This is a genomic window from Streptomyces sp. NPDC001381 (assembly GCF_042895685.1).
Lineage (GTDB): Bacteria > Actinomycetota > Actinomycetes > Streptomycetales > Streptomycetaceae > Streptomyces.
Window position 1 is genome coordinate 178,913 of the sequence record NZ_JBIAWO010000011.1, and the last position, 16,425, is coordinate 195,337.

General features: G+C 69.3%; 17 protein-coding genes. 15 read left to right on the top strand and 2 right to left on the bottom strand.

Going from position 1 to position 16,425, the window contains the following annotated elements; all coding sequences use genetic code 11:
• The first annotated feature begins 55 nt into the window (after positions 1-55).
• Entirely contained in the window at positions 56-958 is a 903-nt protein-coding gene (locus tag ACFY2L_RS33730) for a tRNA (adenine-N1)-methyltransferase (RefSeq protein ID WP_059203278.1), read from the top strand.
• 236 nt (positions 959-1,194) lie between these two features.
• Positions 1,195-1,758: a hypothetical protein gene (locus ACFY2L_RS33735; protein ID WP_390824242.1), complete on the top strand. Its 564-nt coding sequence runs from the start codon at positions 1,195-1,197 to the stop codon at positions 1,756-1,758.
• 58 nt (positions 1,759-1,816) lie between these two features.
• Here ACFY2L_RS33735 and ACFY2L_RS33740 read toward each other — a convergent pair whose 3' ends face one another.
• Entirely contained in the window at positions 1,817-2,122 is a 306-nt protein-coding gene (locus tag ACFY2L_RS33740; protein ID WP_390660772.1) for a ferredoxin, read from the bottom strand.
• 243 nt (positions 2,123-2,365) lie between these two features.
• Here ACFY2L_RS33740 and arc point away from each other — a divergent pair, with 243 nt between their 5' ends.
• The 6 genes from arc to prcA all read left to right on the top strand — a co-directional run bounded on the left by arc (position 2,366) and on the right by prcA (position 8,499).
• Positions 2,366-4,132, top strand: coding sequence for a proteasome ATPase (arc, locus tag ACFY2L_RS33745; protein ID WP_390660773.1), 1,767 nt, complete (start codon positions 2,366-2,368; stop codon positions 4,130-4,132).
• Positions 4,133-4,369: 237 nt separating this feature from the next.
• Positions 4,370-5,881, top strand: coding sequence for a depupylase/deamidase Dop (gene dop, locus ACFY2L_RS33750; protein WP_390660774.1), 1,512 nt, complete (start codon positions 4,370-4,372; stop codon positions 5,879-5,881).
• Between the two features lie 188 nt (positions 5,882-6,069).
• Positions 6,070-6,288 carry a ubiquitin-like protein Pup gene (locus ACFY2L_RS33755; protein ID WP_275774306.1) on the top strand — a complete coding sequence of 73 codons (219 nt, stop codon included), beginning with the start codon at positions 6,070-6,072 and terminating at the stop codon, positions 6,286-6,288.
• Between the two features lie 173 nt (positions 6,289-6,461).
• Positions 6,462-6,887, top strand: coding sequence for an endonuclease VII domain-containing protein (locus ACFY2L_RS33760; protein WP_390660937.1), 426 nt, complete (start codon positions 6,462-6,464; stop codon positions 6,885-6,887).
• Positions 6,839-7,684, top strand: coding sequence for a proteasome subunit beta (gene prcB, locus ACFY2L_RS33765; protein ID WP_390660775.1), 846 nt, complete (start codon positions 6,839-6,841; stop codon positions 7,682-7,684). The genes ACFY2L_RS33760 and prcB overlap by 49 nt, the downstream gene beginning before the upstream one ends.
• Before the next feature lie 62 nt (positions 7,685-7,746).
• Positions 7,747-8,499 (top strand): proteasome subunit alpha, encoded by a 753-nt coding sequence (prcA, locus tag ACFY2L_RS33770; RefSeq protein WP_390660776.1) that lies wholly within the window; start codon positions 7,747-7,749, stop codon positions 8,497-8,499.
• A 62-nt stretch (positions 8,500-8,561) separates the two neighbouring features.
• Here prcA and ACFY2L_RS33775 read toward each other — a convergent pair whose 3' ends face one another.
• Positions 8,562-9,578: a LacI family DNA-binding transcriptional regulator gene (locus ACFY2L_RS33775; RefSeq protein ID WP_390824243.1), complete on the bottom strand. Its 1,017-nt coding sequence runs from the start codon at positions 9,576-9,578 to the stop codon at positions 8,562-8,564.
• Positions 9,579-9,699: 121 nt separating this feature from the next.
• Here ACFY2L_RS33775 and ACFY2L_RS33780 point away from each other — a divergent pair, with 121 nt between their 5' ends.
• From ACFY2L_RS33780 to ACFY2L_RS33810, 7 genes are all read left to right on the top strand, one after another.
• Positions 9,700-10,959 (top strand): MFS transporter, encoded by a 1,260-nt coding sequence (locus tag ACFY2L_RS33780; protein ID WP_390824244.1) that lies wholly within the window; start codon positions 9,700-9,702, stop codon positions 10,957-10,959.
• 9 nt (positions 10,960-10,968) lie between these two features.
• A complete protein-coding gene (pafA, locus tag ACFY2L_RS33785; protein WP_390660779.1) occupies positions 10,969-12,330 on the top strand; it encodes a Pup--protein ligase in 1,362 nt (453 codons plus the stop codon).
• Between the two features lie 128 nt (positions 12,331-12,458).
• Complete coding sequence (locus ACFY2L_RS33790) at positions 12,459-13,463, top strand: FKBP-type peptidyl-prolyl cis-trans isomerase (protein ID WP_390660780.1); 1,005 nt, start codon at positions 12,459-12,461, stop codon at positions 13,461-13,463.
• Positions 13,464-13,523: 60 nt separating this feature from the next.
• Complete coding sequence (locus ACFY2L_RS33795) at positions 13,524-13,895, top strand: FKBP-type peptidyl-prolyl cis-trans isomerase (protein ID WP_390660781.1); 372 nt, start codon at positions 13,524-13,526, stop codon at positions 13,893-13,895.
• Positions 13,896-14,024: 129 nt separating this feature from the next.
• A complete protein-coding gene (locus ACFY2L_RS33800) occupies positions 14,025-15,026 on the top strand; it encodes a helix-turn-helix transcriptional regulator (RefSeq protein WP_390660782.1) in 1,002 nt (333 codons plus the stop codon).
• A gap of 19 nt (positions 15,027-15,045) precedes the next feature.
• The gene (locus ACFY2L_RS33805) at positions 15,046-16,137 is read left to right on the top strand and encodes a helix-turn-helix transcriptional regulator (protein ID WP_390824245.1); all 1,092 of its coding nucleotides are present in this window, start codon (positions 15,046-15,048) and stop codon (positions 16,135-16,137) included.
• Positions 16,134-16,424, top strand: coding sequence for a hypothetical protein (locus ACFY2L_RS33810; RefSeq protein WP_390660784.1), 291 nt, complete (start codon positions 16,134-16,136; stop codon positions 16,422-16,424). Before ACFY2L_RS33805 ends, ACFY2L_RS33810 begins: the two co-directional genes overlap by 4 nt.
• The last annotated feature ends 1 nt before the right edge of the window (position 16,425 follow it).

A 16,425-nucleotide genomic window follows, 5' to 3' on the forward strand; every position in this document is an offset into this window, starting at 1 on the left:
GAACCCCACCCCCACCGTGGTCGGCGGCCCCCGCAAACGCCGGTAGGCTGTTCACATGTCCGAACCGACCGGTGCCGCCCGCAGGCGCGGGCCCTTCAAGGTCGGGGACCAGGTTCAGCTGACCGACCCCAAGGGCCGCCACTACACGTTCACGCTCGAAGACGGGAAGAACTTCCACACCCACAAGGGTTCCTTCCCGCACGACGAGCTGATCGGCGCACCCGAGGGCAGCGTCGTCCGCACCACCGGAAACGTCGCCTACCTCGCGCTGCGCCCCCTGCTCCCCGACTACGTCCTGTCCATGCCCCGCGGGGCAGCCGTCGTCTACCCGAAGGACGCGGGGCAGATCCTCGCCTTCGCCGACATCTTCCCCGGCGCCCGCGTCGTCGAGGCCGGCGTCGGCTCCGGCTCGCTCAGCAGCTTCCTGCTGCGCGCCATCGGCGACCAGGGCATGCTGCACTCCTACGAGCGCCGCGAGGACTTCGCCGACATCGCCCGGCAGAACGTCGAGCGCTACTTCGGCGGCCCCCACCCCGCCTGGCAGCTCACCGTCGGCGACCTCCAGGACAACCTGTCCGACACCGACGTCGACCGTGTCATCCTCGACATGCTCGCCCCCTGGGAGTGCCTGGAGGCCGTCTCCAAGGCCCTCGTCCCCGGCGGCATCCTCTGCTGCTACGTCGCCACCACCACCCAGCTCGCCCGGACCGTCGAGTCCATCCGCGAGATCGGCTGCTTCAACGAGCCGACCGCCTGGGAGACGATGATCCGCAACTGGCACATCGAGGGCCTCGCCGTCCGCCCGGACCACCGGATGATCGGCCACACCGGCTTCCTCCTCACCGCCCGCCGCCTCGCCGACGGCGTCGAGCCGCCCATGCGCCGCCGCCGCCCCGCCAAGGGCGCCTACGGCGAGGACTACGCCGGCCCCAACGCCGACGGAGGCAGCGGCCGCTGACGCCGCCTTCGCGCCAAGGACAACGACAGGGCGCCGTGGCCGAGTTCCCGTGACACCCCGGGAACTCGGCCACGGCGCCCTCATGTTGAACACCACGGCGCCCTCACGCGGGCCCCGCACCCCCCGGCATCGCGCACCGGACCGCCCCGCCCCGCACCCCGCCGTTCCCCCACCCTGTGACGTGTGGCACGATGCTGGCCACCCCACCGGCACCGCCATCCCAGGAGACGCTCCTAGTGCAGCAATCCGCCGTCCCGGAACTGGCACACACCCACACCCGGCCGATCCACTGGGTCGCCACCGCCACCGCCGTGGCCGGCGTCGTGGCCCTCTCCTCGGTCCTGCAGCCGAGACCGGCGACGGCCGCCCAGGCCACCGAGGCACCCCCGCGCGCCGCCGCCCCCGCCACCACCGGCATCGACTTCCCGATCGACTGCGGCCCCGTCAAGGCCCTCGTCCAGAAGAAGGCCAGCGGCGACCTCGACGGCGACGGCACCCCCGAAACGGTCGCCTCGGTCCACTGCGACGCCCCCATGGGCACCCCGCCCGACGGCGTCTACGTCCTCACCCGGAGCGCCGGCAGCACCCACGCACGCGTGGTCGCCACCCTCGTCGACCCGAAGGACCGCACCACCGTCACCAGCCTCACCGTGACCGACGGTGCCGTCCTCGCCACACTCCTCGGCTACTCGTCGGCGGACGTGCCCAGTTGCTGCCCCGACGTCAAGGACAGCGCCAAGTGGCAGTGGAAGGACAACGCGTTCGTCCGCTCGACACCCGCCGGAGCCCACAGCGTCTGAATCCGGCCATCAAGGCCTGTGAGAAATCAGACAACAGCCACGGTACGTACCCGGCCCGTCACTCCGCGTCCGGACCGTACAGCTCCACCCTGTCCGAAACGCGCCGTACATGAATGCACTCACCGGGACACTCCCGCGCGGAGTCCACCACGTCCGTCAACAGCGGCAACGGCACCGGCGCCGCCGCCCCCTTGGCCTGCAGCAGTTCGTCCTCGGCACTCTTCACATACGCCAGACCGTCGATGTCCAGCTCGAACACCTCCGGCGCGTACTGGGCGCAGATACCGTCGCCGGTACAGAGATCCTGGTCGATCCAGACCTCCAGCTCCTCCGCGCCGACACCGGCCTCCTGCTGCACGCTCATCTCTCCTGCCGTTTAGTGTCGAGCCGCACGGGAACGATGCAGGCTCTGACGGGCGTTGAACACTTCGACCCTACCCCCGCCCGCTTTCCAATCATGTTCGGTGGGTATTCCCCTGGCGTGAGGGAGAGCGCAAGGGTGAAGATCGGACACACCCCGACAGTCTTTGTGATCTAGGGGTTTCAATCGACACCCGCCCAGGTAGGGTCTGGAAGCGTCCAGCTCCCCTTGGAGGAGGTGAGGACCGTGGCAGCCCACGACGACGACATGAACCGCGGCATCCGCCCGGGACGAGGGTCCGACGACCCCGCCGGGCAGATTGCCTACCTTGAGCAGGAGATCGCCGTCCTGCGACGCAAGCTCGCCGACTCTCCGCGACACACGAGGATTCTCGAAGAGCGGATCGTCGAGCTGCAGACCAACCTGGCCGGCGTGTCCGCCCAGAACGAGCGACTCGCCAACACACTCCGCGAGGCCCGCGACCAGATCGTGGCCCTCAAGGAAGAAGTCGACCGGCTCGCACAGCCCCCGGCCGGCTTCGGTGTCTTCCTCGCGGCGAACGAGGACGGCACGGCCGACATCTTCACCGGAGGCCGCAAACTCCGCGTGAACGTCAGCCCCAGCGTCGAGCTCGACGAGCTCCGGCGCGGCCAGGAAGTGATGCTCAACGAAGCGCTCAACGTGGTCGAGGCCATGAAGTTCGAGCGGGTCGGGGACATCGTCACCCTCAAGGAGATCCTCGAGGACGGCGAGCGCGCCCTGGTCATCGGGCACACCGACGAGGAACGGGTGGTCAGGCTCGCCGAGCCGCTGCTGGACGTCACCATCCGCCCCGGCGACGCCCTCCTGCTCGAACCCCGCTCCGGCTACGTCTACGAGATCGTCCCCAAGAGCGAGGTCGAGGAACTCGTCCTCGAAGAGGTCCCCGACATCGGCTACGAGCAGATCGGCGGCCTCGGCGGCCAGATCGAGGCCATCCGGGACGCCGTCGAGCTCCCCTACCTCTACCCCGACCTCTTCAAGGAGCACGAACTGCGGCCGCCCAAGGGCGTGCTGCTCTACGGGCCCCCCGGATGCGGCAAGACGCTCATCGCCAAGGCCGTCGCCAACTCGCTGGCCAAGAAGGTCGCCGAGGTCACCGGCCAGGCCGCCGGCAAGAGCTTCTTCCTCAACATCAAGGGCCCCGAGCTCCTGAACAAGTACGTCGGCGAGACCGAGCGGCAGATCCGCCTCGTCTTCCAGCGGGCCAGGGAGAAGGCCAGCGAGGGCACCCCCGTCATCGTCTTCTTCGACGAGATGGAATCCCTCTTCCGTACCCGTGGCTCCGGCGTCAGCTCGGACGTGGAGAACACCATCGTCCCCCAGCTCCTCGCCGAGATCGACGGTGTGGAAGGCCTGCAGAACGTGGTCGTGATCGGCGCCTCCAACCGCGAGGACATGATCGACCCCGCCATCCTGCGACCCGGCCGGCTGGACGTGAAGATCAAGATCGAGCGCCCGGACGCCGAAGCCGCCAAGGACATCTTCGGCAAGTACCTCACCGAACGCCTCCCCCTGCACTCCGACGACCTCGGCGAGCACGGCGGCGACAAGGCCATGACCGCCCAGAGCATGATCCAGACGGCCGTGGAACACATGTACGCCGAATCCGAGGAAAACCGCTTCCTGGAAGTCACCTACGCCAACGGCGACAAGGAAGTCCTCTACTTCAAGGACTTCAACTCCGGCGCCATGATCGAAAACATCGTGGGCCGCGCCAAGAAAATGGCGATCAAGGACTTCCTCGAAAAGAACCAGAAGGGCCTCCGCGTCTCCCACCTCCTCCAGGCATGCGTGGACGAGTTCAAGGAGAACGAGGACCTCCCCAACACCACCAACCCCGACGACTGGGCCCGAATCTCCGGAAAGAAGGGCGAACGGATCGTCTACATCCGCACCCTCATCACCGGAAAGCAAGGCGCGGACACCGGACGCTCCATCGACACGGTGGCGAACACCGGACAGTACCTGTAAGAACCAGGGCGGCTGCGGGTGCCCTCGACGGGTACCCGCAGCCGACTGTTTTTCAGGCCACGGCTGGAGCAAGGCAATGACGCAAATGATCTCCCCACCAGCGCAGAGGCGTTCTAGGCTCTTCCCTACCGACGGGTTGCGCAGTGCCGGGAGGACGGGCACCGCACCCACACCGGAGCACCACCGGTATCTGAGCGGCGCCCACGACCGAGGGCGCCGCCGGGCAAGGAGGGCCGCATGACCGTACGGCGAGTAATGGGCATCGAGACGGAGTACGGGATCTCCGTCCCCGGCCACCCCAACGCCAATGCCATGCTCACCTCATCCCAGATCGTCAACGCCTACGCCGCGGCGATGCACCGGGCCCGCCGAGCCCGCTGGGACTTCGAGGAGGAGAATCCGCTCCGGGACGCCCGAGGCTTCGACCTCGCCCGCGAGGCCGCCGACTCCAGCCAGCTCACCGACGAGGACATCGGCCTCGCCAACGTGATCCTCACCAACGGCGCCCGCCTCTACGTCGACCACGCCCACCCCGAATACAGCGCCCCCGAGGTCACCAACCCCCGCGACGCCGTCCTCTGGGACAAGGCCGGCGAACGGATCATGGCCGAAGCCGCCGAACGCGCGGCCCAGCTCCCCGGCGCCCAGCCCATCCACCTCTACAAGAACAACACCGACAACAAAGGCGCCTCCTACGGCACGCACGAGAACTACCTCATGAAGCGGGAAACCGCCTTCTCCGACATCGTGCGCCACCTCACCCCCTTCTTCGTCTCCCGCCAGGTCTTCGCCGGCGCCGGACGCGTCGGCATCGGCCAGGACGGCCACGAACACGGCTTCCAGCTCAGCCAGCGCGCCGACTACTTCGAAGTCGAGGTCGGCCTGGAGACGACCCTCAAGCGGCCCATCATCAACACCCGCGACGAGCCCCACGCCGACGCTGAGAAATACCGCCGCCTCCACGTCATCATCGGCGACGCGAACCTCTCGGAGATCTCCACCTACCTCAAGCTCGGCACGACCGCCCTGGTCCTGTCGATGATCGAGGACGGCTTCATCGCGGTGGACCTCGCCGTCGACCAGCCCGTACGCACCCTCCACCAGGTCTCCCACGACCCCACGCTCAAGCGCCTGGTCACTCTCCGCAGCGGCCGCACACTCACCGCGGTCCAACTGCAGATGGAGTACTACGAGCTCTCGCGCAAATACGTCGAGGAGCGCTTCGGCGCCGACGCCGATGCCCAGACCAAGGACGTCCTCACCCGCTGGGAGGACACCCTCACCCGCCTGGAGAACGACCCCATGAGCCTCGCCGGCGAACTCGACTGGGTCGCCAAACGCGAACTCATGGAGGGCTACCGCCGCCGCGACAGCCTCGACTGGGACGCCGCCAAGCTCCACCTCCTCGACCTCCAGTACGCCGACGTACGGGCCGAGAAAGGCCTCTACAACCGCCTCGCGGCCCGCGGCCGCATGAAGCGGCTCCTGGACGAGACCGAGGTCGAGCGGGCCAAGTCGACACCCCCGGAGGACACCCGCGCCTACTTCCGCGGCCGCTGCCTCGAGCAGTACGCCGACGACGTCGCCGCCGCCTCCTGGGACTCGGTCATCTTCGACCTGCCGGGCCGGGACTCGCTCCAGCGCGTCCCAACCCTCGAACCTCTTCGCGGAACGCGAAATCACGTCAAGGAGCTCCTGGACCGCTGCCGCACCGCAGAAGACCTGGTCAGGGTCCTGTCGGGCGGCTGAGCGCACACCAGCGGGCTTTCCCGCGGCGGGGTGGAAACCCCGCCACGAGGGAATCATCGAGATGGCCCTCGTACGTTGGAACAACTACGGGGCCGATGTCAGATCCGCCTTGTAGGGTCTGATCATCACCGATCGGCAGGAAAGCCGACCTGTCGACCATGTCGGGCGAACTGAGCGGGGTGAGGGTTATGGCGACCAAGGACACCGGCGGCGGCCAGCAGAAGGCGACGCGCTCCACGGAGGAGGTCGAGGAGCAGGCCGCGGAGGCGCAGGGCTCGGAGGACCTCAAGGAGCGCCACGAGAAGCTGAGCGACGACGTGGACTCCGTCCTGGATGAAATCGACGACGTATTGGAAGAGAACGCCGAGGATTTCGTGAGGTCCTTCGTTCAAAAGGGTGGACAGTAGTCACATCCGTGAACGACGGGGGAGCGAAGAAGTGCTCGGCGTGTCAGAAGCACCTTCCGGTCGGCGCATTCGCGAGCAACAACTCCAGGCCTGACGGGCTTCAGGCCAACTGTCGCGAATGCGCCGCGGAGTACTACCGGCGCCGACGGGAAGCTCAGGGCAAGACGGTCCGCGTGAAGGTTCCGGTTCCTCGGGGCCACAAGCGGTGCCCGCAGTGCGAGCAGGTCAAGCCCCACTCCGGGTGGGAGCGCAACAAGTCGTCCTCGGATGGCTGGTCGAGTTACTGCCGTGAGTGTCGTGCCGAGCGGAACCGGATCAGCTACTTCCGACGCAAGTACGGTCTGAGCCCGGCCGAGTTGGAAGCGATGGTCGCAGAGCAGCACGGCGTCTGCTGTATCTGCCTAGCGGCTCCTGCGGAGCATGTGGATCACTGCCACGAGACGGGTAGGGTCCGAGGCGTACTGTGCTTCAGCTGCAACGCTGCACTGGGGCAGTTCAAGGATCGGCCCGACGTCATAAGGCGGGCTGCGACATACGTGGAAGGAAACGCGTGGAAGCCAACACTCGTAGCACCGGGCGTCTACCAGCTGCCTTCCTGACGCCTGGGTCCTCGTCCTTCATGGACTTCCTCTCCGAGCACCAGCCGGAGCTGCTGCCCGGGAAGAGGCAACTGCCTCCGACACAGGGTGTGATCGAGGCTCCGCACGGCACGACGATCGTGGCCGTCACGTTCCCGGGCGGGGTCGTGCTCGCCGGCGACCGGCGGGCGACGATGGGCAACGTCATCGCGCAGCGGGACATCGAGAAGGTGTTCCCGGCGGACGAGTACTCGGCCGTCGGCATCGCCGGCACGGCCGGCCTGGCCGTGGAGATGGTGAAGCTGTTCCAGCTGGAGCTGGAGCACTTCGAGAAGGTCGAGGGCGCACAGCTGTCGCTGGAGGGCAAGGCGAACCGTCTGTCGACCATGATCCGCTCCAACCTGGGCATGGCCATGCAGGGTCTGGCCGTGGTGCCGCTCTTCGCCGGGTTCGACGTGGACCGTGGCAGGGGGCGGATCTTCTCGTACGACGTGACGGGTGGTCGTTCCGAGGAGCACAATTTCGCCGCGACCGGGTCGGGCTCGATCTTCGCGCGCGGGGCGATGAAGAAGTTGTTCCGTGGCGATCTGTCGGAGAGCCAGGCCACGACGCTGGTGGTGCAGGCCCTGTACGACGCGGCCGACGACGACTCGGCGACGGGTGGTCCCGATGTCGCGCGCCGGATCTATCCGATCGTCACCGTGATCACCGAGGACGGTTTCCGCAGGCTGACGGACGACGAGTCGTCCGAGATCGCCCGTTCGATCCTCGAACGCCGTCTGGAGCAGCCGGACGGTCCGCGTGCGGCGCTGCTGTAGCGGTCGGTTCCGTTCTCATCGCAGGTGATCCAGTGATTTCGACAGAAAGGGACGGATAACCGGTGTCGACGCCGTTCTATGTCTCACCCCAGCAGGCGATGGCGGATCGCGCGGAGTACGCGCGCAAGGGCATCGCTCGTGGCCGCAGCCTGGTTGTGCTGCAGTATGCCGACGGCATTGTGTTCGTCGGTGAGAACCCGTCCCGTGCGCTGCACAAGTTCAGCGAAATCTATGACCGGATCGGTTTCGCGGCCGCCGGTAAGTACAACGAGTACGAGAATCTGCGGATCGGTGGTGTGCGGTACGCCGACCTGCGTGGTTACACCTATGACCGTGACGATGTGACCGCGCGTGGTCTGGCGAACGTGTACGCGCAGACGCTGGGCACGATCTTCTCCTCGGCGGGTGAGAAGCCGTACGAGGTGGAGCTGGTCGTGGCGGAGGTGGGTGAGACTCCGGACGGTGACCAGATCTATCGGCTGCCGCACGATGGTTCGATCGTGGACGAGCACGGTTCGGTGGCGGTCGGTGGTAACGCCGAGCAGATCAGCAGTTACCTGGATCAGCGTCACCAGGACGGGATGAGTCTGGCCGAGGCGTTGAAGCTGGCGGTGCAGGCGCTGTCCCGGGACACGAACGGTACGCAGCGGGAGATTCCGGCGGAGCGGCTGGAGGTCGCGGTGCTGGACCGTACGCGGCCGCAGAAGCGGAAGTTCAAGCGGATCGTGGGTCGTCAGCTGTCGCGTCTGCTGGAGGCGGACGGCGCGGCGACGGAGGCGGAGAGTGCCGAGGAGGAGGGCTCCGGGGAGGAGTAGGCCGCCCTCGTCTTCACCCTTTTCTGTGCCCCGGCCGGTGGACGGCCGGGGCACAGGGCGTTTCAGGAGGCGCCTGGTGGGGCCGTGGAGGCCCGTACGACGAGGTGGACGGGGATGTCCCCGGCGTCGGGTGTGCGGCCGTCCAGGACGGCGAGGAGGGCTTGCATGCCGCGTTCGCCGAAGAGTTCGGCGTCGAGCCGGACGGTGGTGAGTTCGGGGTCGAGCGCGGCGGCGAGGGCGATGTCGTCGACGCCGGTGACGGAGACGTCGTCGGGGATGCGCAGGCCTCGGCGGCGCAGGGCCTTGTAGACGCCGGCGGCGAGTTTGTCGTCGTCGCAGACCACGGCGGTGGGGCGGGGGCCGGGGGTGTCCAGGGCGGTCTCGGTGGCGGCCAGGGCGCCTTCGATGGTCATGGGGGTGTGGGCGGTGCGCAGGGTGGTGCCGGGGGTCGCGGCGACGCGGCCGGCGAGTTCGCGGGCGCGGATGTCGAAGGTCCAGGAGGGGATGTCGGCCGCGAGGTGGAGGAAGTGGCGGTGGCCGAGGCCGAGCAGGTGGTCGGCGACCTGGCGGGCGCCGTCGGCGATGTCGAGGTTGACGGTGGCGGCGCCGAGGCTGCCGGTGGGGTCGCTGTCGAGCATGACGAGGGGGAGCTGGTCGCCGCGGATGGCGGTGAGGGCGTCGGCGGCCATGGAGGAGGCGATGACGCCGTCGAGGGCGGCCTGGGCGGAGGCGAAGGGGTCGCGGGCGGGGCCGATGCCTTCGGGGGAGGGGTAGAGGACGACGCCGAAGCCGTGCTCGGCGGCGACGCGTGCGGCGCCGGTGTAGACGCCGGCGAAGAATTCGGTGGTGAGGGCGGGGACGACGAGGAGGACGGTGCGGGTGTGGCCGAGGCGGAGGTTGCGGGCGGCGAGGTTGGGGCGGTAGCCGAGTTCGCGGGCTGCTTCTCGGACGCGTTCGGCGGTGGTCTCGGAGACGCGGCCGCGCCATTTGTCGCCGAGGACCAGGGAGACGGCGGCTTGGGAGACTCCCGCGGCCTGGGCGACGTCGCGGCTGGTGGGGCGGGTGTTGCCTCGTGCCACCGGGGGCGTGCTCCTTCTTCTGGACGGGTGAACAGCGCTCATGGTACGTATGACGAGAGGCGTTATACGTAAAACTTCGGGGTGGCCCACTGCCCCGGTCGAGCCGACGGAGGCGGGATTTTTGGCCGCGGGTTACCTGGAGATCCTCAGGGCGAGGCACGCCGCCCGGCTGCTGACGGGCACGCTCGTCGGCCGGCTGCCCTGTGCCACCGCCGCCATCGCGGTCGTGCTCTTCGTGCGGGCCGAGGGCGGCACGTACAGCCTCGCGGGCGCGCTGGCGGCGGTGTACGGGGTCGCCAACGCGGTCGGGCAGCCCCTGCTCGGCCGGCTGGTGGATCTGCACGGACAGCCGCGCGTCCAGTTGCCCGCCGCGCTCGCCTCGGCCCTGGCGATGGCGGTGTTCGCCCTGGCCGGCCTGGACCCGCTGCCGCCGGCCTACGCGGCCGTCGCGGCCGCCGGGCTCTTCACGCCGCCCCTGGAGGGCGGTCTGCGGGCGTTGTGGCCGAGTGTCCTGCGCCGCGAGGACCAGGTGCACACCGCGTACGCCCTGGACGCGGTCGCCCAGGAGGTGATGTTCACGGTCGGGCCGCTGCTGGTGACCGTGTGCGTGGCGCTGTGGTCGGCGCAGGCCGCGCTGCTCGTCCTGAACGGTGTCGGGGTGCTGGGGGCGCTCTCGGTGGTCGTGTCGCCGCCCTCGCGCGCGTGGCGCTCGGCGCCGCGGGAGGCGCACTGGCTCGGCGCGCTGCGCTCGCCGGGTCTGCTGGTGCTGCTGGGTGCCTTCCTGTTCGTGGGCATGGCGCTCGGTTCCATCACGGTCGCCTCGGTGCCGTACGCGGACGAGCACGGCGGGGACGCGGTGTACGGCTGGATGATGGCGGCCCTGGGGCTGGGCGCGCTCGTCGGCGGGATGGGGTACGGGGCGCGGCAGTGGGCGGGGACGCCGGAGCGGCGGCTGAGGGTGCTGGTGGCGTTTCTGGCGGTGTGTTACCTGCCGCTGATGCTGATGCCGGGCGCGGTGGCCATGGTGGCGCTGACGGCGCTCGCGGGGGTGTTCCTGGCGCCTTCGATCGCCTGTGCGTTCGTCATCGTGGACCGGCACGCGCCGCGGGGGACGGTCACGGAGGCGTTCTCGTGGCTGGTGACCACCTTCACGGTGGGCGCGTCGGTCGGAACGGGCCTCGCGGGGCCGGTCGTCGAGGAGGGCGGCGCGCTGTGGGGGTTCGCCGCGCCGGCTGTCGCGGGCGCCGTGTCCTTGCTGGTTTTGCTGGTCACGGGGCGGGTACTGGCGGCTCCCGTGGGAAGTGCGGTGGTTGCGTCTTCACCGGAAAATGATCCAAACCGTGCTGCCGAACCCCGTTTCAGTTCAGGGGATCGGGCGTAATGTTCAGTCATGGACCGCCGCATTTTCGGGCTGGAGAACGAGTACGGCGTCACGTGCACGTTCAGGGGACAGCGCCGCCTGTCGCCTGACGAGGTGGCGCGGTACCTCTTCCGCCGTGTCGTGTCATGGGGCCGTAGCAGCAATGTCTTTCTGCGGAACGGCGCCCGCCTCTATCTCGACGTGGGATCACATCCGGAATACGCGACACCGGAATGTGACAACGTGACCGAGTTGGTCACCCACGACAAGGCCGGCGAGCGCATTCTCGAAGGACTCCTGGTGGACGCGGAGCGACGCCTGCACGAGGAGGGAATCGCGGGCGACGTCTACCTCTTCAAGAACAACACCGACTCGGCGGGCAACTCATATGGTTGCCACGAGAACTACCTGGTGGCCCGGCACGGGGAGTTCTCCCGGCTCGCGGACATCCTCATTCCGTTCCTGGTGACCCGGCAGCTGCTGTGCGGCGCCGGCAAGGTGCTGCAGACGCCCCGTGGGGCGGTCTACTGCGTCAGTCAGCGGGCGGAGCACATCTGGGAGGGCGTCTCCTCGGCGACGACCCGCTCCCGGCCCATCATCAACACGCGGGACGAGCCGCACGCGGACGCGGAGCGTTACCGCCGGCTGCACGTCATCGTGGGCGACTCGAACATGTCCGAGACGACGATGCTGCTGAAGGTCGGCGCGACCGATCTGGTGCTGCGCATGATCGAGGCGGGCACGGTGATGCGGGATCTGACCCTGGAGAACCCGATCCGGGCGATCCGCGAGGTCAGCCATGACATCACGGGCCGGCGCAAGGTGCGTCTGGCGAGCGGGCGTGAGGCGTCGGCGCTCGAGGTGCAGCGCGAGTACTACGAGAAGGCCGTGGACTTCTGCGAGCGCCGCGGCATCCGTACGGGAACGGTCGAGCAGGTCCTGGAGCTGTGGGGCCGCACGCTGGACGCGATCGAGTCGGAGGACCTCGACCGGATCGGCACCGAGATCGACTGGGTGATGAAGTACAAGCTCATCGAGCGGTACCGGGCCAAGCACAACATGACGATGTCGCATCCGCGCGTGGCGCAGATAGACCTCGCCTACCACGACATCCACCGTCGCCGTGGTCTGTACTACCTGCTGGAGCGCAAGGGGCAGGCGGCGCGGATCTGCAACGACCTGAAGATCTTCGAGGGCAAGTCGGTGCCCCCGCAGACCACTCGGGCACGGTTGCGCGGTGACTTCATCCGGCGGGCGCAGGAGCAGCGCCGGGACTTCACGGTGGACTGGGTCCATCTGAAGCTCAACGACCAGGCGCAGCGCACCGTGTTGTGCAAGGACCCGTTCCGTTCGGTGGACGACCGGGTGGAGAAGCTGATCGCCGGTATGTGAGCGGCCCGTTCCGGAGGAATCCCCGGAACGCAACGCGGGCGCCGTACGTTTCCCGTACGGCGCCCTTCTCACGCCGTAGAGTTGCGCGCACGCCCTTCACAAGATCGACCGATTACGAGGCCCTCATCGTGCGCCGACGCTCCCTCCTCCTTGCCGCCGTACCCGCCGGACTGGTGACCCTGTCCGCGTGCGGTGACGACAAGTCCGACTCGAGCAAGGCGAGCGACTCCGCGTCGCCCTCGGCCTCCCGGACCTCGGCCGCGCCTCCGCCGAAGATCGTGGACGGTCCGCTGCCGGCGATCACGGCGGGGGTGAAGTTCGGCGAGAAGCCGACGGTGGCCAAGGGCAGCGGTGATCCGTCGGACCAGCTCGCGGTGAAGACGGTGATCGCCGGCAGTGGTCAGACGGTCGCGGAGAAGGACTTCGTCTGGGCGAACTACCTGGGTCAGATCTGGGACACGGCGAAGGTCTTCGACAACTCCTACGACCGCAAGACGCCGCTGTTCATCCAGCTCTCCCAGGGCAGCATCATCGATGGCTGGCGCTACGCCCTGACGGGGAAGAAGGTCGGCAGCCGGGTGGAGTTCTCGGTGCCGCCGACCTGGGGTTACGGCAAGGAGGGCCAGTCGCAGGCCGGGATCAAGGGCACCGACACGCTGGTGTTCGTGGTGGACCTGGAGGGCACGTTCAACTCCAAGAGCTCCGCGAAGGGCACGGACGTCCCGCAGGACGACGCCAAGCTGCCGACGGTCGGCACGAACACCGACGGGAAGGCGCCTTCCGTCAAGATTCCCAAGGTGGACCCGCCGAAGGATCTGGTGGCGAACTATGTGATCGAGGGTGACGGCGCGAAGGTCGCGGCGGACAGCACGGTGGTCGTGCAGTACGTCGGCGTCGTCTGGGACACCGGCAAGGAGTTCGACTCCTCGTACAGCCGCAACGCGCCGACGTCGTTCTCGCTGCAGCAGGTCGTCAAGGGGTGGGCGCAGGGGCTGACCGGCAAGAAGGTCGGCAGCCGGGTCCTCGTGGTGATCCCGCCGTCGCTGGGTTACGGCGACAATCCGCCGAGTGGCAGCGGCATCGAGAAGGACTCCACCATGGTGTTCGTGGTGGACATCCTCGCGGCGTCCTGACGCCTTGCGGGATGAAAGACTGTCCGTGTTGCCTTTCCGTAGACAAGCAGGAGCAGTGACGTGAGCAACGAGAAGCCCGAGATCGACTTCCCCGGCGGCGAGCCCCCGGCGGACCTCGAGATCAAGGACATCTGGGAGGGCGACGGCGAGGTTGCGCAGGCCGGTCAGACCGTCACCGTCCACTACGTGGGTGTCGCCTTCAGCACCGGCGAGGAGTTCGACGCCAGCTGGAACCGTGGCACGCCGTTCCGCTTCCCGCTGGGTGGCGGCCGTGTCATCAAGGGCTGGGACCAGGGCGTGCAGGGCATGAAGGTGGGCGGCCGCCGCCAGCTGACCATCCCGGCGCACCTGGCCTACGGCAACCAGAGCCCGACCCCGGCGATCAAGCCCGGTGAGACGCTGATCTTCGTCGTGGACCTGCTCGGCGTCTGATCGCCGCAGACCGGTCCCGACCACCTGGGGTCCATGCCCGCGCGGGCATGGACCCTCGGCTTTTGCGGGGGGACCGCGGGGCGGTACGGTCGTCGATCGTAAGCACAAAAGGGGAGGCGAAGGGCGTCGATGGCCATTGCCAAGGCCGAGCGGCTGATGAACCTCGCGCTGTGCCTGCTCGGGACGCGCAGGCCGCTGAGCAAGCGTGAGCTGCGCGATTCCATCGAGGCCTATGTCGAGGCCTCGAGGCCGGGCCGGGGGGTGAGCGCCAGGCCGGATCAGGGTGCGGCCGGTTCGGACGACTCCTTCAACCGGATGTTCGAGCGGGACAAGGACGATCTGCGCGAGCTCGGCCTGGTCATCGAGACCGTGGAGAGCCTGGACGGCGAGATCGGTTATCTCGCCCGCCGGGACAGCAACCGTCTGCCGCCCATCACCCTGGACGCCGAGGAGGCCGCCGCCCTCGGTCTGGCCGCCAAGGTGTGGCAGCAGGCCCGTCTCGCGGGCGCGGCCAGCGGCGCCCTGCAGAAGCTGCGCGCGGCCGGCCTGCCCGAGGACGTGGACCCGTACGGCGCGCACGGCGCGCTGGAGCCGCGGATCCCGGTGCACGAGGCGGCGTTCGAGCCGCTGATGCTGGCCTGCCGCGACCGCCGGCCGGTCGTGTTCGACTACCGCAAGGCCACCGCCGCCCGTCCCGAGACCCGGCACGTCGAGCCGTGGGCCCTGGAGTGCTGGCGCGGCCACTGGTATCTGGCGGGCTTCGACCGGGACCGGGGCGCCGAGCGGGTGTTCCGGCTGTCGCGGATCACCGGGAAGGTGCGCTCGCGCGGCGCGAGCTTCACCGCGCCCGTCCCCGACGTGGTCACCGTCCGGGAGACCGTCGCGAGCTGGGCGGGGGAGACCGCCGACCGCAGCGCGCTGATCCGGCTGCGCGCCGGTGCCGGATACCCCCTGCGGGCGAAGGCCACCGCGGTGCGGGAACTCGGGGACGGCTGGGACGAGTTGGAGATTCCGTACGGGCACGGGCTGGACGCCTGGCTGGTGGAGTTCGGGCCGGACGTGGTGGTCCTGGAGCCCGCCGAACTGCGGGCGGACGTCGTGGACCGGCTACGGGCCGTGGCCAAGGGCTGAGGGGGAGCGGAGCAAGACAGTGGCAGGCAAACCGGTCAGGCCGGCGAACGCGATCGACCAGACGCGGCGGATGCTCTCGCTGGTGACCTATCTCAGGGAGCGTCCCGGCGCGCGGATCGAGGACGTGGCGCGTGCCTTCGGCATCACCGAGGACGAGCTGGTCTCGGACCTCGACGTGCTGCCCATGTGCGGCACCAGCTTCCGCGGCGGGGATCTCCTCGACATCGACACCGACGGCGAGCGCATCTGGTGGCACAACCCGGCCGCCCTCGGCGCGGAGGCCGCCGAGCCGCTGCGGCTGGCCGCGGACGAGGCGACCGCGCTGCTGGTGGCCGCCCGCGCGGTGGCCACGCTGCCGGGGCTGCGCGAGGGCGACCGGCAGGCGCTGCTGCGGGCGACGGCCAAGGTGGAGACCGCGGCGGGCGAGGCGGCCGGGGCCAGCGCGCGGCTGTCGGTGACGTTCGAGTCCGAGGGAGGCGTCTTCGCCGACGTCGACCGGGCGATCTCCGAGCGCCGGCGGCTGTGGATCCGCTACTACTCGCCCGCACGCGACGAGGTCACCGAGCGCGAGATCGACCCCATCCGCCTGGTCAGCGTCGGGCACACGTATGTGGAGGCCTGGTGCCGCCGCTCGGAGGCCCGGCGGACCTTCCGGCTGGACCGGGTCGCCGAGATCCGCATCCTCGACGAGCCGTCGGCGCCGCCCGAGATCGAGCTGCGGGACCTGTCGGAGGCGCTGGTGCAGCCGGCCGCCGAGGACCCGGAGGTCGTCGTCGAGGTCGGTCCGGGCGGCCGCTGGGTCGCCGAGTACTACCCGCACGACAGTGCCGATGAGCTTCCCGACGGCGGGCTGCGTATTACCCTGCGCACGCCCGACCCGGCCTCGCTGCGGCGGCTGGCGCTGCGGCTCGGCCGCGACGGCCGGATCGTCTCGCCGCCGGACCTCGCCGACAGCGCCCGCCGGGCCGCCCGCGAGGCGCTGGCGGCGTACGACGGGGTCGAGGCGCGGGGAGTGGCCGGCGGGCAGCCGGCTCCCGGCGCCGGACAGCGGGACGGGCAGCGTGACGACAGGCGGATCGACGGGCAGTTCGACGGGCGGGAGCAGCTGTGAGCGAGTCGGTGACGTCCGGTGCGCGGGGCATCTCGGTGGCCTCCGCGTTCGCGGGCATGCGGAGCGTGGCCCCGGTGATGTTCCGGGCCGGGTGCCCGGACTGCCGCGGCCGCTTCGAGCTCACCGCCGGTGCCCTGCGCCTGGCCATCGGCGCCACCAGCCGCACCACCTTCTACTCGTTCACCTGCCCCGACTGCGGCGCGGCCGTCCGCAAGCCGGCCGGGGAGCGGATCGTGGAGCTCCTCACCGGCGGCGGGGTGCGGACCCTGCGCCTGCACACGCCGTAGC

What these genes read in the sequence shown, in the direction of transcription:
- ACFY2L_RS33730 (WP_059203278.1), top strand. Translation starts at nt 56, where the DNA reads ATGTCCGAACCGACCGGTGCCGCCCGCAGGCGCGGGCCCTTCAAGGTC.
- ACFY2L_RS33740 (WP_390660772.1), bottom strand. Translation starts at nt 2,122, where the DNA reads ATGAGCGTGCAGCAGGAGGCCGGTGTCGGCGCGGAGGAGCTGGAGGTC.
- dop (WP_390660774.1), top strand. Translation starts at nt 4,370, where the DNA reads ATGACCGTACGGCGAGTAATGGGCATCGAGACGGAGTACGGGATCTCC.
- ACFY2L_RS33755 (WP_275774306.1), top strand. Translation starts at nt 6,070, where the DNA reads ATGGCGACCAAGGACACCGGCGGCGGCCAGCAGAAGGCGACGCGCTCC.
- pafA (WP_390660779.1), top strand. Translation starts at nt 10,969, where the DNA reads ATGGACCGCCGCATTTTCGGGCTGGAGAACGAGTACGGCGTCACGTGC.
- ACFY2L_RS33800 (WP_390660782.1), top strand. Translation starts at nt 14,025, where the DNA reads ATGGCCATTGCCAAGGCCGAGCGGCTGATGAACCTCGCGCTGTGCCTG.